The sequence below is a fragment of the Flagellimonas profundi genome (assembly GCF_017313275.1).
Lineage (GTDB): Bacteria > Bacteroidota > Bacteroidia > Flavobacteriales > Flavobacteriaceae > Flagellimonas > Flagellimonas profundi.
Window position 1 is genome coordinate 22,286 of sequence record NZ_JAFLNM010000005.1, and the last position, 16,821, is coordinate 39,106.

The 16,821-nt window shown below is 40.2% G+C and carries 14 protein-coding genes; 7 read left to right on the forward strand and 7 right to left on the reverse strand.

Translation table 11 applies throughout. The features are described 5' to 3' along the window. Window positions 1–50: 50 nt before the first annotated feature. Window positions 51–974, reverse strand: coding sequence for a LysR family transcriptional regulator (locus J0654_RS16635; RefSeq protein WP_207030253.1), 924 nt, complete (start codon window positions 972–974; stop codon window positions 51–53). A 96-nt stretch (window positions 975–1,070) separates the two neighbouring features. On the opposite strand from J0654_RS16635, the gene J0654_RS16640 reads away from it, so the two are divergent. The 6 genes from J0654_RS16640 to J0654_RS16665 all read left to right on the forward strand — a co-directional run bounded on the left by J0654_RS16640 (window position 1,071) and on the right by J0654_RS16665 (window position 9,336). Next, window positions 1,071–1,379, forward strand: a complete 309-nt coding sequence (locus J0654_RS16640; RefSeq protein ID WP_207030254.1) for a hypothetical protein — start codon at window positions 1,071–1,073, stop codon at window positions 1,377–1,379. A gap of 299 nt (window positions 1,380–1,678) precedes the next feature. After that, window positions 1,679–3,136: a proton-conducting transporter transmembrane domain-containing protein gene (locus tag J0654_RS16645; protein WP_207030255.1), complete on the forward strand. Its 1,458-nt coding sequence runs from the start codon at window positions 1,679–1,681 to the stop codon at window positions 3,134–3,136. Further along, window positions 3,133–5,514: a DUF2309 domain-containing protein gene (locus tag J0654_RS16650; RefSeq protein WP_207030256.1), complete on the forward strand. Its 2,382-nt coding sequence runs from the start codon at window positions 3,133–3,135 to the stop codon at window positions 5,512–5,514. Before J0654_RS16645 ends, J0654_RS16650 begins: the two co-directional genes overlap by 4 nt. Window positions 5,515–5,714: 200 nt before the next feature. Next, complete coding sequence (locus tag J0654_RS16655) at window positions 5,715–6,716, forward strand: DUF6340 family protein (protein WP_207030257.1); 1,002 nt, start codon at window positions 5,715–5,717, stop codon at window positions 6,714–6,716. Window positions 6,717–6,749: 33 nt separating this feature from the next. After that, on the forward strand, window positions 6,750–7,892 hold the full coding sequence (locus tag J0654_RS16660) for a helix-turn-helix domain-containing protein (protein ID WP_207030258.1): 1,143 nt from the start codon (window positions 6,750–6,752) through the stop codon (window positions 7,890–7,892). Window positions 7,893–7,929: 37 nt separating this feature from the next. Then, on the forward strand, window positions 7,930–9,336 hold the full coding sequence (locus J0654_RS16665) for a S41 family peptidase (RefSeq protein ID WP_207030259.1): 1,407 nt from the start codon (window positions 7,930–7,932) through the stop codon (window positions 9,334–9,336). A gap of 40 nt (window positions 9,337–9,376) precedes the next feature. Here the strand turns inward: J0654_RS16665 and J0654_RS16670 are convergent, their stop codons facing one another. After that, window positions 9,377–10,141 carry a 3-keto-disaccharide hydrolase gene (locus tag J0654_RS16670; RefSeq protein ID WP_207030260.1) on the reverse strand — a complete coding sequence of 255 codons (765 nt, stop codon included), beginning with the start codon at window positions 10,139–10,141 and terminating at the stop codon, window positions 9,377–9,379. Window positions 10,142–10,304: 163 nt separating this feature from the next. Here J0654_RS16670 and trxA point away from each other — a divergent pair, with 163 nt between their 5' ends. Continuing rightward, a complete protein-coding gene (gene trxA, locus J0654_RS16675; RefSeq protein ID WP_207030261.1) occupies window positions 10,305–10,598 on the forward strand; it encodes a thioredoxin in 294 nt (97 codons plus the stop codon). 11 nt (window positions 10,599–10,609) lie between these two features. Here trxA and J0654_RS16680 read toward each other — a convergent pair whose 3' ends face one another. The 5 genes from J0654_RS16680 to araA all read right to left on the reverse strand — a co-directional run bounded on the left by J0654_RS16680 (window position 10,610) and on the right by araA (window position 16,813). Continuing rightward, window positions 10,610–11,470: a universal stress protein gene (locus J0654_RS16680; RefSeq protein WP_207030262.1), complete on the reverse strand. Its 861-nt coding sequence runs from the start codon at window positions 11,468–11,470 to the stop codon at window positions 10,610–10,612. Between the two features lie 3 nt (window positions 11,471–11,473). Further along, entirely contained in the window at window positions 11,474–12,319 is an 846-nt protein-coding gene (locus tag J0654_RS16685) for a universal stress protein (RefSeq protein ID WP_207030263.1), read from the reverse strand. Window positions 12,320–12,470: 151 nt separating this feature from the next. Then, a complete protein-coding gene (locus J0654_RS16690) occupies window positions 12,471–14,090 on the reverse strand; it encodes a sodium:solute symporter (protein ID WP_207030264.1) in 1,620 nt (539 codons plus the stop codon). 9 nt (window positions 14,091–14,099) lie between these two features. Further along, the gene (locus J0654_RS16695) at window positions 14,100–15,284 is read right to left on the reverse strand and encodes an aldose epimerase family protein (protein WP_207030265.1); all 1,185 of its coding nucleotides are present in this window, start codon (window positions 15,282–15,284) and stop codon (window positions 14,100–14,102) included. A 23-nt stretch (window positions 15,285–15,307) separates the two neighbouring features. Further along, entirely contained in the window at window positions 15,308–16,813 is a 1,506-nt protein-coding gene (araA, locus tag J0654_RS16700) for an L-arabinose isomerase (protein WP_207030266.1), read from the reverse strand. Window positions 16,814–16,821 lie beyond the last annotated feature (8 nt).

A 16,821-nucleotide genomic window follows, 5' to 3' on the forward strand; every position in this document is an offset into this window, starting at 1 on the left:
GGGATAATTACATCTGAAAAGCACCCATACAATTACGGTGATCCATATCTTCAAAAATCATCGATCCAATCAAATTTCTTTTGGATTATTTCTTCCTTTTTCACTTCAAGATATTCCAAAAATGCAACGGCAGCAGGAGAAAGATTTTTTGACTTCAACCATATTAAATTCCATGTAGTGATTATTGGTAAACCCTTTACCGGCACAATCTTTAAATCCTTATTGAGCAACTCATTTTTTATACCTATCAGAGGCATAATGGAACAGCCAAGTCCAGAAACCACGGCTTGTTTAACCGCTTCATTAGAAGTCAACTCCATTTTCTTTTGCACTTTAAAATTGTTTCCTTCAATAAACCCTTCCATGGCATTGCGAGTGGCCGAACCAGGTTCCCTGTAAATCAATGGTATTTGTTCAAACAATTTTCTTTTCGTAATACTCTTGGGGAATTCCCTTCGGTAATCGCTAACATAAAAGAGTTTATTGGGCATTAGTTCCACTCCTTGAACATTCAATTTATCCGGAAGAACAGAAACCAGGGCAAAATCAACCTCATTGAGTTCCAAGCTCCTCACTACTTTGCTTTTGTTGGTAACGTCCATCACAAGGTCCACTCCATCATTCTCTTTCATAAAACCCGACATAAAATAGGGCATCACATACTTCCCTGTTGAGACCACCGATATTTTTAAGCGTCCCGATAGCTTACCCTGATAGGCCATGGTCCTATAATTAATTTCATGAACCTGATTGAGAATTTTTTCTGCCGCCCGAGCAATTTCTTTACCAAAATCGGTGATAAAAAGTCGCCTACCGACCACCTCGGTCAATGGAATTGGAAACTGATCCTGAAAATTTTTTAGCTGTATGGACACAGCTGGCTGAGTTAAATGCAGCTCCTCCGAAGCCTTTGTAATGCTTTGTAATTCAGTTATTTTAAGGAATATCTGAAGTTGGTGCAAGGTATAGTCCATAAATATTATTAATGTTTAACATTATAAATATAAATAAAAATTAATGATAAATATCTATAACCTTTGCAAACGAATTATTGCTAAAACCAAAAATTAATGGAAACAAAAGAATTAGCTGAAATCGTGATCAACACAAAAAGAATTCAATTGGTAGATGGGAAATTCAACCCAACCGAAGCCTCTGATGTCATTACCTCCTTAATTGATGAGAAAATCAACTTCCACAAAATCCAAAGATTAAAAATTTGGGAAGGTAATCACCATTGCAATACCAATGTACTGAACAATCGCATTCAGGAATTGGAACAAGAGAAACAAATTGCACGAGATATTGTAAACCAAGCTAGAACCAAAGGAAAGAGCTTAACAATAAACGGCATTTTAGAAATTACGTTGGAAGATTGAACCATCACCATTCAGACAGAGATTTACTGACTTATAAGCTATACTAAACCACAACATAAATTCAATTTAATTTCTATATGCAATCCTTAAAAAAAGTTACAACAACCCTTCTAGGTGTACTACTTATAACATCATTTATTGTACTCTCTTACATGGAGGAATCCTTATTCCTAGATCGTATTTTATTGTGCAGCTTTATACTAGGTGCTGTGCTATTGGCGAATATTCGAAGCGGGGTTCGTAGAGTTATCCCCGAAGAAGAGAAAAAAAACCGATAACTCTTTAAAAATCAATAGATAATGACATTGTTAACACGTACAATCAGAAATTCTTCCAAAAAAATTGATATTACCGGGACAATCCCGGTTTTATTTTGGACAATCTTTTTGACGAATCTGATCTTTACAGTTTCATATTCTCCCAATATTCCAGATTGGCGATGGAATAATCTTTTTAGGATAAATGGATTTTCTGCATTGCTTTGGACTACCGTAACATTTTTTAGTGCGATAATCGGTAGCTATGCGAACTCCTACTTCAAGGACAAGGACCAAAAGTCCAAATTTATGTTATTGTCCTTTGGATTCACCTTGGGCGTAATGCTATTTGTGATATCCGAGCACCTCGTTTTACTATTGCTAAGCTGGTTGCTAATGGGTACCATCATGTCGGCATTGATAGGTCTGGATTCCAAATGGGGCGATGCACGGGAAGCCAAAAGATTTACACGGCAATATTTTATCATCAGCACTATTTTTTTAAGCATAGGCCTGCTGTTGCCAGCATCTTACAATAATACCATCACATTAAGTGAATGGGTTGCTTCCATTGCGCAAACACCGAGTTATATAAAAATTATTTCGGCCTTGTGCATTATTATGGCTGCACTGGTACAATCAGCTATATTTCCATTTCACAAATGGTTGCTTTCCGCCATGACCGCACCTACACCGGTATCCGCATTAATGCATGCTGGCTTTGTAAATGGTTCCGGTATATTACTAACGCTGTTCGCTCCTTTATTGTTCGCTTCCAACACATTGGAAATTCTTCTGATCGTAGGAGGGCTTACAGCGATTTTAGCTCAATTTACCAAGCTGATCCAGGTTAATGTAAAGCAACGTTTGGCATGTTCCACGATTGCCCAGATGGGTTTTATGATCATGCAATGTGGACTGGGCTTTTTCAATGCGGCAATTGCCCATTTGATTCTGCACGGGTTTTACAAAGCTTACCTTTTTCTTTCCTCTGGAGAAGAAATTGAACAATCAACACCGACCGAACCGCCGGTTATTCGAATAAAATGGCTACAGGCACTTGTTGTGCTATTGTTCAGTCTATTGGGTGCATACCTTTTTGTTCTGTTGACCGGTAAGGGAATGCATATGGATAGTGGCATCTTCCTTACCCTTATTGTATCAACTACTGTAGGGCAAGCCACTTATAATATCGTAAAACAAAACCCGCTTTCCGGAATCCAGCGAATAGTGCTTCCTCCTGTTCTTTTTATTTCAGGAATTGGGGTCTATTCACTGTTCTACAATGGAGTTACAGCACTTCTGGCGGACATGCCGTTGGTGGTATCCCCCATTCAACTATCAACAACACAAATTGTATTCGGAATCGTGTTCTTGGTTGGTTTCTTTTTGATGAAACTTGGCATCTATCGCAGAATTCCTTGGTTATATGTCAAATTACTCAACCTGTCACAACCTCATAATCGAACAATTTTAATGTATAAATCCAAATTTCAATGAAGCTAATACACCTGAAACGTCATATTGAAGAAGCCTCCAAGATTGTTGGAAACACATGGCCCCTATATTCCTTTGTGACCTCCAATCCGTTGAGCTGCTACGAGCAATTACCATTTTCAGAGGCGGTTGATCAAGCAAAACAGCTATTGAATGCCCGGGTATATCCAAATGCATCCATTTATCGGAAGGCATGGGAAGATGGCGATATCGAAAAAGTTGAACTGGTACAAGCTTTAAAGGAAAATGGTTTTGAAGAGACACCCGAATACTATCTCAACCAATTGGAATCCGAAAAATCAACCGAAACCAAAAACAAAAACCACGATTTGGACCGAATCATGGTAAAATGGTTATCCGCTTTTATGGACGAAGGTTTGGCCGAATGGGAAATGCCGTTTAAAAAATCAGGATTTTACGCAGCCTGGAGGCAGCTCATCCCATATGATACTGAAATTGGAAAAGTAAGACTTAAGGATATACCAAAAACAAGTGAGAACACACTTTCCAAAGTGCTATCGAACTATTCGGAAGAAGAAATACTGAAAATTTTCACCCATCATTTGGCAGCCTTACCTGGTTGGACAGGGTATATCAAACATAGAAGCGCACAGCAAAATGCACGGCAAGAGGTATACCCTATTGAACTGAAAGATTATCTAGCCGTTAGAATCTGGACTGCCAAACAATTAAATTTAGAGGTCTTGCCAACTATTGTTGAAAAAAGTAGTAGTTCGGAAGTAACGCAACTACAACATCTTTGGCTAACTGCTTGGGAGAGAAGCTGGCAAAACCGTCTTATGCAACTGCTTGACAAAGAGTCCATATCTATCCAAAATGAGGCATTTTTGAACAAAACACCCGATGCCCAATTTGTCTTTTGCATCGATACCAGATCAGAACTTATAAGAAGGCACATAGAATCTGTAGGAGCTTATGAAACTTTTGGCTATGCTGGCTTTTTTGGAATTCCCATGGACTATAAAAGTTCCAAGGATGGCATCTCCCATAAATCGTGCCCACCGATTGTAGAATCGTCTTACTCGGTTACAGAAATAGCGCAAAACAATAAAGGTGACCAGAAAAAAGTCCAAGACAAGAAAAATGAGACAAGAAAGTTTTGGAACTATTTTTTAAAGCGAATGAAGAATATGTTGCCCTCTACATTCGGTTTTGTGGAAGGCTCAGGCGTTTTCTACGGGTTGCAATTGATTTTGAGGACCATGGCACCTGCATCACTTTATCGCATTTCGCAAAAAAACAACTCCATATATGAGTCTGTTTGTGAGCCAGAACTTCACAAATCCAACGGAGAAAAACTCAATATCCCAAAAGAAGAAAAAGCGATCATTGTGAAGTCGGCTTTTGAGTTAATGGGATGGAAACAGTTCTCGCCACTTGTACTGTTCGTAGGCCATGGAAGCCATTCAGCGAACAATCCTTTTGGTTCCAGTCTGGATTGTGGCGCTTGCGCTGCAAGTCCTGGAAGACATAATGCACGAATGCTGGCCAAGTTGGCCAACGACTTGGAAGTAAGGCGTATTTTGAAAGAAGAATATCAAATAGAGATTCCTGAAGCCACTTTTTTCCTAGGTGCTGAACACAACACAACAACCGAGGAAATTGTACTTTTTGATAGCAGTTTGCCCGAATCACATCAAAAAAATGTGATTTCATTGAAAAAAGACCTGCAAACCGTACAAGAAACAGCCACTCAAGAAAGATTGGGAGTTGACAAAAGTAGTGTTCTACATGCCAAAACCAATGCCAGCAATTGGGGAGAAACAAGACCGGAATGGGGGTTGGCTAAAAATGCCAGCTTTATAATTGCTCCCAGAAATACAACCAAAACACAAGCACTTGATGGGCGTTCCTTCCTACATTCTTATGATTGGGAAACCGACAAAGAAGGGCAAATCTTGGAAACCATTATGCAAGGTCCCATGGTAGTTACACAATGGATAAACAACCATTACTACTTCTCCACAGTGGATAATGATAAATTCGGAGGAGGAACCAAAGTAACCCATAATATTACCGGAAAATTCGGAGTGGTCCAAGGAAACGGAGGTGACCTTAAAACAGGGCTTCCATGGGAGTCACTTTATACCTCCAAAGACACACCTTACCACTCACCCCTTCGACTCTCAGTGGTTATTCAAGCACCTTTGGATAAAGTTGAGTCCATTCTGGCCAAAAATGAAAATTTAAAAACATTGGCAGATAATGAATGGATTTATCTTATAGTGATGGACCCATTGGAAGAAGGGACTTTCTATCGCTATAAAAAGGGTGCGGGATGGTCATCAACCGATAATGCGAAGATGACACCAAAGAAAAAAACGATCAAAAGAAACATTCCAGAAGAAGTTTTGGTATAACGGATTGTTCTTGTTAGTACAGAGCATGTTTGTTTTTTAGCGTAAAACCTGCAAATAAAATTTGCAGGTTTTATTATTTACATGCCATCTAACCTCTTGAAAATAATACACATACTTCTCCGTTAAAGCGTATAGGAAAGCCATTTGCAATATGTAATGGCACACTTGTTGCACTCTATGCCTTCCAAAATCTTACAATTATGAAAAACTTCAACCTTGTATTGCTTTCCATAATGATTTTAAGTATGGTTTCCTGCGCCAGTTCCGGGTTTGTTTATTTGGATTATCCACAAGAACCAGAATTGGTCTTACCACAAGAAATAGAAACAGTAGCCGTGGTTAACCGTTCCTTGACCAAAGAAGATGACAAAAGCAACAAAACGCTGGAATCCATAGCTACGGGTGAAATAGCCGGCTCGGACAAATTGGCCTCCGACGAGGCTGTTAAAGGTATTTTTGATGGACTTCAAAACAGCAATCATCTAAAAGCTGTAATACCTCCAACGGTTCGTATGTATGGTACTGGCACGCGAAAAACCCCTGAAATATTGAGCTGGGAAAAAGTAAATGACATTTGTGAATCTGCCAATGCCGATGTACTCTTGGTGCTCGAAAACTTTGACTCCAATTCAGATTTTGTAATTGCCAATGCGGTGAATCAGGTGACTTCGGTTTTGGAGACAGGGCGCACCAATACCCGGTTTCCGAGACGGGCAAGGGTCAACGTTAGAAGCTTTTGGAGACTTTACGATCCATATTCCAAGACCATTATGGATCAATATCAACAGACCTATTTTATGGATTTTGACCTGTTCAGCGGTGCCGCACCTTTATCCGCACTCCCTGAAACCGCCTATGCAGCTGGAATGGACTACACCAGTCGATTTTTTACCAGTTACTATCGAGTAAGGCGAGATATGTACAAAAAAGGTAAAGGCAGAGACAAAAACCTATTTGCCGCAGGTTGGAGAAGTAGCGAAGTGGCCAACTGGGACAACGCCATTAACATATGGACCGATGTAGCCAACAATCGAGGTAAATCGGCAGGAAGAGCCGCTCACAATGTTGCCGTTGCTTACGAAGTAAAGGGTGAGACCGATTTGGCCTTGGAATGGGCACAACGTGCCTATCAAGAGTTCGGAGATAAAATGGCACGTGACTATGCCAAAGTATTGCTTAACCGTAAAAGATTGGAATACTAAGTTACCTCGAGAATTGGTTAACTTAGCGACCTAATGAGTGCCTCCAATCCAATTTTAACAACAATCATATTTGTTTTTGCTGCGCAGGCCATTGTATTGGGCATTTTATTGCTGACCAAACGCCCACGAAGCCAGTCCAATATCTTTTTATCACTGCTCATTTTCTTTTTTGCCTTGATGGCTCTGAATATTGCCTTGGTGAATGTACTGCGAACCTACAATATGATGGACACCTTTAGGTATGTGCAACTGGAACTGCTTTACGGCATTGGCCCAGCATTGTACTTCTACACTAAAAGTATTACCGATCATGATTTCAAGTTTTCCAAAAAAGACCTGGTCCATTTTGCACCTGTAGTGTTGGAATTTATTTTTTATAGAACCGCCATTTACCGACTCGGTTCCGCTGGGCTTTATCAAACACCGGCACACCCCTACACCAAATACTATTTGACCGAGCAATGGTTAGGGGTTTTATCCATTACACTTTATACCATAATATCGCTTGTAGTTTTGTTCCGATATCAAAATTGGCTGAAACAACGCTTTTCCAATTTGGAAAACAAATCCTTGAATTGGTTAAAAGCGCCGATAATCATTTATTCGGCATTTTGGATCGGGTGGAATATTTTGTCCGAAATCGATCGTTTTGTTTTTGACCGGGGATTGAGAGAGATGTATTTCCTACCCGCTTTTGTAGGTCTTGCTATTGTAAGCTATTGGATTGGATTCAAAGGTTACTTAAAATCCCAAACCGAAACTTCGGGTTACTCATCAAGAAAAACAACATCCGATGACAGCGCACACAACCCCAAATGGGCCAGTAAAATTACCAAAGTGATGGAAAGCAAGAAGCCATATCTTGACCCAGAACTGGATCTGACCAAGTTATCCGAACTTGCGGACCTAAATCCCAAACAAGTTTCCCATACCATTAATCGTAGCTTTTCCAAAAACTTTTATGAGTACGTCAACGGGTTTCGTGTGGAAGAATTTAAACAGCTTGCGGCAAAGCCCGAAAATAAAAAATTGACCTTGCTCGGTCTTGCTTTTGAGTGTGGGTTCAAATCCAAATCCACTTTTAATGACGCCTTTAAAAAAATTACGGGCAAAACACCCAGCCAATATGTAAATCAAAAAAAAGAGTCCGAAAAGAAGCAGTCGGTCGCTCCATAGGTAGGATACATCTAGTTTTGCGGAAAATTTGAATTTGATGAAAACTATTTTTTCTCCCTCAATCCCGTTGGATAAACTTTTACTTGCAATAATCCTATTTTGCTGTACAAACCTTGCTGCCCAACATCATTTCTCAAAAAAGGAAATACTGGAAGACCTGGTATTCCTGAAGGAGTCATTGGCAGAAACACATTACAACCTATATGCCTATACCCCAAAATCGGAGTTTGATGTAAACTATAACCAAATCAAACAAGAAATAAAAAAAGATAGCTTTAGCCTATTGGAGGCCACATCCATTTTCCAAAAAGTTATTTCCAAGGCAAATAATGGCCATACCGAAATTGGTTTTCCGGGCACATCCTATGGAAAATACGCAAATGCCGGGGGCACGCTTTTTCCTTTGGAAATTGCCTTTGAAAATAATAAAGCCCTGATCAGGAAAAACTGGTCCAGTACCGGTAGTATTACCATTGGTTCTGAAATCCTCAGTATCAACGGCGCAGCAATAACCGACATATTATCGGACATATACCCATTGATTTCCGCGGAACGCACCTATTTTAAAAACGCCAAATTGGAATTGTACTCGTTCCCAAGGTATTATTGGCAGGTATATGGTAAACACGATAGTTTTAAGGTCGCAATCAAATCTAATGGAATTACAAAAACCTATAGGATTGATGCGGTCGATGTAATCCAAGGTTATGAAATGAAAAGAACGGAATTGATCGATTCGGAACGGAACTTAAAATTCATCGATGAATCTGCCTATCTAAAGCCAGGCAATTTTGGCGGGGATGAAGAAAAATATCAAAAGTTTATTGATTCTGCGTTCATCACAATAAAAAAGAAAGAGAGTAAAAATCTCATTGTAGACCTTAGGAACAATGGAGGCGGCGACGATTCCTATAGTGATTATCTGGTTTCCCATTTTGCCGATAGGCCATTCAAGTGGAATTCAAGCTTTAAGCTAAAAACAAGTGCATTTTTAAAGGAACACACCCGAAAAAACTACGATACAACCAGCACATTTTGGCAAAGTGTGCTCAACCATAAAAATGGTGAGGTTTACGAATATGAAATCGAAACCTACCAACCGCAACCAGAAAGCAAAAGGTTCTTGGGCAATGTTTATGTTTTGGTCAACCGACAATCGCACTCGCAAGCTACGGTTACGGCAGCGCAAATCCAGGATTACGGTTTTGGGACCATTGTTGGGGAGGAGACTGGGGAATATCCCTCACTTTATGCTTCCATTTTTCAATTTGAGTTACCGAACACCAGAATTTCCGTCAATGTTTCCAAAGGTAAAATCATCCGTGTCAATGGAAGCACTAAAGAAGAGGGTGTAATTCCTGATATTCATATCAAAGACCATTTACTGGACGAAGATGATGAGATATTGGATGGCTTATTGGAATTGACCAACCAAGATAATTGAAACACGACGCTAACCAGAAATATTATCGAAGCACAAAAACTTAGAGTTCCCTGATTTTTATATTACGGAACCAAGTTTCAAAATACCAATACTGTAGCGCTATTTTGCCTTCGGTGGTTTTACCAAATTCAGGATAATTTGAGAAACGGCTTTCCGCAATCATTTGTTTCCATTCAGGTGTGTTGAAATCTTGCTCAGCTGTCAGAACCCCATTCAAATAGAACGTTATTTTACCATCTACTTGCTTTATGGTTGTTTTGTTCCAATCTCCTTGTTTTACTTCCACTTCATTTTTCTGGGGCAAGAAAACATAAAGGCAACCTGGCCGTTTTTCGGGAACATCATAATCCATATGTTCCGCACCCAAAATTTGATATTCCGGTCCTGTTTGCCATGCCGTTGGAACCTCCGGCAATTCCTGTACATTGATAAAGACCCCGCTATTTCCATTTCCGGATATTTTCCATTCCAACGAAAGTTCATAATTGGTGTATGCCTTATCCGTCACTAGATCACCAGCGGTCAATGATTCATCGTTGGCATTACTGTGGAGCTCACCATCAACAACCTCCCAAACAGAATTGGCATTCGGGTCATTATATAAATGCCATCCATCCATGGTTTTTCCGTCAAACAGCAACTCCCAGCCCTGCTCTTTTTCGACATCCAATAATTGGTTGTGGGTGGCGTTTTCCACTGCTGCTTTTTTGGTGCGCCAAGTATCGGGTTCTTCTTTTTTCTTATCGCTTTTACAGGATACCAATAAAAACAAGACAAGGATAAATCCAGTGATTTTTGTGTGCATGCTCAAAGTAGTTTGTTTAGTTGTGCAGTGATTAAAGATAGAAAAAGTATTCGACCCAACTCGCTCTTCTATATACCTTAAAAAACTTTAGCGGTCAAGGTGACATAAGTCACTTTAAAAAAATGCGGGTTTTTATAAATTGCAGCGAATAATTTTTAGAAAAATGAAAGGAAATTTTGCAGCTTTAATCAACAGTGACCAATTAACACTTATCGACTTTTCCGCGGAATGGTGTGGTCCTTGCAAAATGTTGGCACCCATTTTAAAGAAAGATGAAATGGGGGATTCTTTGAAAATTGTAAAAATTGATGTCGACAAGAACCAAGGCCTTGCCAATACCTACCAAGTAAGAGGTGTGCCTACCATGATATTCTTTAAAAACGGTGAACAACTCTGGAGAAAATCCGGGGTACTACAAAAAGGGGAAATTGTACAGTTGGCAAAGTCTTTTTTATAAAAACTTGTCACTTACTCAAATAAATGGACTACCAAAAAAGGGACTTTGGAGTTGAAGCTCACTTTTTTGATGACAGGTTCTCGGGTAAGCCTTTCAAAAAATGAATGGTCTTGATTGATCATCACTACCATATCTATGGTATTGTCCTTATCAACTACATTTTGAATGGTCTGGTTGACGGAGGTATCTTTTTCTACCTCTACAAACTCAAAGTTGATCGTTTTTAAACGTTTTTCCAAAGAGATTTTAGAGGCTTTTTGTTCGGAGGTCAGCGCATCCAAACTTCCCACATGTGTAATCCAAAGCTTGGCATTGAAATGTTCTGCAAAGTTCAGCACTGGTTTTAGCTCGTAGCTTTCAAAAAGATGCTCATAGCCGGTTGCCAATAATATGGAATCTATTTTCCCGTCGGTCTCGTAATCATCCGGAACGGCCAACACAGGACAAAAATCAATTTCCTTGATTATTTTATAGGTGTTGCTTCCCATAAAAACTTCTTTTAACCCAGAAGCTCCCTTGGTCCCCATTATAATGTAATCTATCTCTTCATTATACACTGTTTTTCCAATGGCATTGACCAAGGTATCGGCCAAGGACCTTGTAATAAATGTATGCTCAGGGTTTTTATCCAACTTTTTTATTTTCGCCAACTCTCTTTTTAAATCACGTTCAGATTGTTCCTTTATTAAATTGTACAATCGGGTATCGTTGGCACCGGCCATTTTGGTTGATAAGCCGGAGGCTCCTACCTGATATGAATTGAGTACAAAAAAGTCGCAAGGCACATCTTTAAAAACCTTTAAGGCATAGGCAATGGCATTCCAGGAGTTCTTGGAAAAGTCGGTGGGCAATATAATTCGTTTCTTTTTCATTGCTTATCGCTTTAGATTTTGCATTACCAAAAATGGTATTTTAATCTTTAAGCCAAGTAGATCCACGGTTGACCTGTAGAGCATATCCTCAAAAAAAGAGTGTCTTGAATTCATCATTACCAGCATTCCCGCATCCTTCTTTTTTATATGCTCCAGAATAACCTCTGCTTTATTTTTAATGGGGGTTGTCTCAAAATAAAGATAAGGTCTGGTAAGCGTTTCTTCCAAAAACAACTTATTATCCTCTTGCCGTGGACTAAGCTCGTCAAAATCCGTGATGTACAAGCAATGTACTTTGGACCTGAATTTACCGGCCAAGTCGCCCAAAAGTTTAAGTTCCCTACGCTTGTATGGGAGCAAATAATCTGTTGGAAAAAGTATAGCTTTGGGTTGGCGATACTCAAAATCTTCGGGCACTGCCAATACCGGACACTTAACATATTTAAAAATTTCTATGGTATAACTACCGAAGGTGGTTTTATGATCACTGGTCTCTCCTTTGGTCCCCATGATCAGCAAATCAATATTCATTTCATCCACAAAGTCGTTAACAGCATCAATTAAGCTATCAAAAGAAGCGATGGTCTCAAAATTATGGAGCGGGTTTGGGGGTTCTCCTACTACCGAGTCAACTAATTCATCTAATTTTTTTTCTGTTTTCTCTTTTATTTCTTCTTTTAGCTTTTGGGCTTTCTCTTTGTCCACTGTCTTGTATTCCCCATATACTTCTTCACCATAAGCATGTAGGACAAAAAAGCACGCACGTTCACATTTAAATAGTTCTTGTGCATATTGCAGGGCATGCAGAGCATTCTTGGAGAAATCGGTAGGAATCAAAACTGTTTTCATCGTAGCACGGCTTTTATCAAAGATATACCTATGAGAACATGTAAAAAATGACATAGGTCAATCTTCAATGCTTTGAAATATGCTTCAACCGGATTTCAAAAAAAAGCCCCTCTTAAAAGAGGGGCACTGTAAAACTACAAGTTAACCGTTATTATTTTCCGTTAAACCATATCATTACATAAACCACGATGGCAATGATTACAATTGAGATGGCAATATCCTTCCAATTGTAACTGCTTTTGTTCTCCTTTCTTTCTTCTTCAGAAATGGTAGCGTAGGTAAGATTCTTCAGTTTCTCGTCCGATGGTGGTGCGGTAGCATAGCTCACGACCAATATCAGAATAATACAGAAGAGGAAGAACCAGGCCGCAAAGGATAAAAAGTTAATGTCGCCGAGTAGAAACCAAAAGCTTCCTGGGTCCAACGAATCCTTTACCAATTCCAGCACAATTCTCAACGCACCCACAATAAATCCAACAACCATGGTGACAAAAGCTCCTTGGGAGTTGATTCGTTTATGGAAAATACCCAATAAGAAAACAGCGGTAATCGGTGGGGCTATGTACGATTGGACACTTTGCAAGTATTCATACAATACTCCAGAAATATTGGCCATAATCGGTATCCAAATAATACCAATTATAACAACGATCACAGTTGCAATCTGACCTGTTCTTACCAATTTTTTCTCAGGAGTATTAGGTCTCAATTTTTTATAGATATCCACCGTAAACAGGGTAGAACAGGAATTGAACACCGATGCCAAAGAGCTCATTAAAGCTGCCAAGAGCCCAGCTGCCACCAACCCCCTTAATCCAGATGGCAATAAATTACTCATCAAAACAGGGAATGCTTGGTCTGGTGAATCCCATTCCAATTCCCCTCTCATTTTCAAGGTCAATGCAATAACCCCGGGAATCAAGAATAAGAATACTGGTAACAATTTCAACAAAGCGCCGAAAATTGTACCTCTCCTACCCTCTTTTATATTTTTTGCCGTTAAAGCACGCTGCACGATATATTGGTCGGTACACCAATACCAAATACCTGTAATGGTACTGGCAATCAAAAGCGATGGCCAAGGAAAATCGGGGTCAGAAGCCGATCTCCACATATTTAAATACTCTGGGGTCACTGTTTGTTTCATACTTTCCCAACCACCTACATGATCAAGACCTATTATGGTCAATGCTGCGGCGCCTATAACCAAAATAATAGCTTGGAGCGTTTCAGTATAAACCACTGCACGCATACCTCCTAGCACCGTATAAACCCCTGTCAAGACCACGGTTGCGATGGCGCCTGTCCAAAAATCAATACCTAATAAGGCAGAAACTACTACCCCGCCTGCATAAATGGTTACCGATATTTTGGTAAGCACGTAGGCTACAATGGAGAATACCGATAAAATCCATCTTGCTCTGGCATCGAAACGCTTTTCCAAAAATTCGGGCATGGTAAATACCCCGGCCCTTGCATAAAACGGAAGGAATACCCAACCCAAAATCAGAACCACCCATGCCTGAATCTCATAAATCAACATGGGCAATCGGTTACCCGCTCCAGCCCCCGCAAGGCCCACAACGTGTTCCGACCCAATATTGGAAGCAAATATAGAAGCACCGACCACAAACCAGCCCACATTTCTACCTGCCAAAAAATAATCCTCTGTGTTGTTCTCCTTTTTGCGGATCACCCAAAGAGCTATACCCAATAGGACCAAGAAGTAGATGGATATGGTTATCCAATCAAAAGTATCCAATGTCTTCATAGTAGTTTTTTATTTGGTTGATAGTTTGTATAAAGTCCTAGAAGAATATGTTTCTCCAGGGTTTAACCTTACTGAAGGAAAACCACTTTGATTAGGGCTATCAGGGAAATGTTGGGTTTCCAAACAGAAACCAGATCTTTGAGCATACGTCCCTCCTTTTTTTGCCGGCAAGGTTCCATCCAAAAAGTTCCCGCTATAAAACTGCATTCCCGGTTCATTGGTGTACACTTCCATGAAACGGCCGGTTTTTGGATGATGTACGGTTGCTGCCAAACGGAAATCTTCTTCTCCTTCATTTAGCACCCAGCAATGATCATATCCCTTACCAAGGTTGAGTTGTTGGTTATCTGTTCCTATCTCTTGTCCGATTAATTTAAGATTCTTAAAATCAAAAGGTGTTCCTGCTACCGGCCTCATCTCACCTGTCGGGATCAAACCTCCGTCTACCGGAAGAAAAGTATCGGCATTCAGGTATAACTTATGGTCCAATATCTTTTTGGTAAACATTCCGGACAGATTAAAATAACTATGCTGTGTAAGATTTACAATGGTGGGTTTATCGGTAACAGCTTTATACTGTATGTCCAATTCGTTATCATCGGTAAGTGTATAGGTCACCTTGACATCCAATTTACCCGGGTATCCTTCTTCCCCGTCCTTGCTTGTATACGAAAGCTCAACAGCCGCTCCGTCTTCAGTGTTCTTTGCAACAGCGTTCCAAACCACTTTATCGAATCCCTTTTCACCTCCGTGCAGATGGTTATCCCCATCATTGGTTGCCAAATCATACGATTTTCCATCCAAAGAAAACTTCCCATTGGCAATACGATTTCCGTACCTGCCGATAAGTGCACCAAAGTATGGGTTGCTCTCCAGATATTGCTCCAGGTTATCAAAGCCTAGAACTACATCTTCATAAACTCCATTTTTATCTGGGGCGGTCCAACGGGTTATGATACCACCATAGGTGATGACATCAACTTCCATTCCCGATTCATTTTTAAGTGTGAATTTCTTCACCTTGGTCCCATCGGGCATTTCGCCAAAGACCGTTTCCTCAATGGGATTTTGTTTGCTCTCGGTTTTTACAGTTTTCATTTCTGACTGGCTTTCTTTTTTGTTTTGCTTACAGCCCACATGCATAAGGACCACAAATAAAACGAAATAAAATATAGAAGGTTTGGTTATCCTCATTGTCTTAGATTTAAATTAGTTGACTACATGCCGTGTTGAAACAGATGATAATATGCCTCATTGGCATGGAGTTGATCTTTGAATGCTCTTAGTCTTGTATCCGAATCTATTACTAAAAGTTCTATTCCGAAAATATCTGCAAAATCTTCCATATACTCCGTGGTCAATGCCTGAGTATATACGGTATGGTGCGCACCACCGGCATGAATCCATGCAGTCGCTGCAACTTCCAAAGTAGGTTTGGCATCCCAAAGCACACGCGCCACCGGTAGTTTTGGCAAGTCGGACATCGGTTCAACGGCCTCTACTTCGTTTACGATCAAACGGAACCTGTTCCCCATATCGATCAGTGAAGCATTCAATGCGTCACCAGCAGGGGAATCAAACACTAACCTTACAGGATCCTCTTTGCCTCCAATACCCAACGGATGTACTTCACAGGATGGTTTAGCGCTTGCAATGGAAGGGCAGATCTCCAACATGTGGGAACCTAATACATAATCCTTTTGGGGGGTAAAATGATAGGTATAATCCTCCATAAACGAAGTTCCTCCATCCAATCCTTCTGCCATTACTTTCATTGCTCTTGTCAAAGCCGCCGTCTTCCAATCACCTTCGGCTCCAAAACCATAGCCATCGGCCATTAGGCGCTGAACCGGAAGGCCTGGGAGTTGTTTTAAAACACCTAGGTTTTCGAAAGTATCCGTAAAAGCCTTGAAACCACCATCTTCCAAAAAGGTTCTAAGTCCCAATTCTATCTTAGCGGAATCAATCAAAGATTGTCTTTGCGCTCCATTCTTTTGAAGTGATTCCGACAAATTGTAACTGGTTTCGTATTCTTCCAACAATTGATCAACTGCTTTTTGGTCCAATCCATCAATAATATTGGTAATGTCAGAGGAATCGTAACCATTTACCGCTACACCAAAACGCATTTGAGCGGCCACTTTATCTCCTTCGGTAACGGCAACTTCACGCATGTTATCACCAAACCTCGCAACTTTCATGTGCTTTAATTCGTTTGCGCCCAAAGCTACACGTGCCCATATGGAAAGTTTGTTCTGAACGCGTTCATCTTTCCAGTGACCTACCACTACTTTACGGTTTTTACGCATTCTGGACATCATAAACCCAAACTCACGGTCACCATGTGCTGACTGGTTCAGGTTCATAAAATCCATATCAATGCTATCCCATGGAATTTCAGCATTAAACTGTGTATGCAAATGGCACATGGGCTTGCTTAAAATCTTAAGGCCCGCTATCCACATTTTTGCTGGGGAAAAGGTATGCATCCATGCCACCACACCGATACAGGATGGATTGTTGCTTGCTTCACGACAAAAGGTTGTAATCTCTTGTGGGGTAGTAACGATAGGTTTAAAAACAAAGGAAACCGGCAACTTACCTGCTGCATTCAAACCATCAACGATCTCTTTTGAATTGCTGGCTACTTGTTTTAAAGTCTCTGGTCCATACAAATGTTGGCTTCCTGTTACAAACCAGATTTCTTTTTCGGATATTTTCATTTAACTGT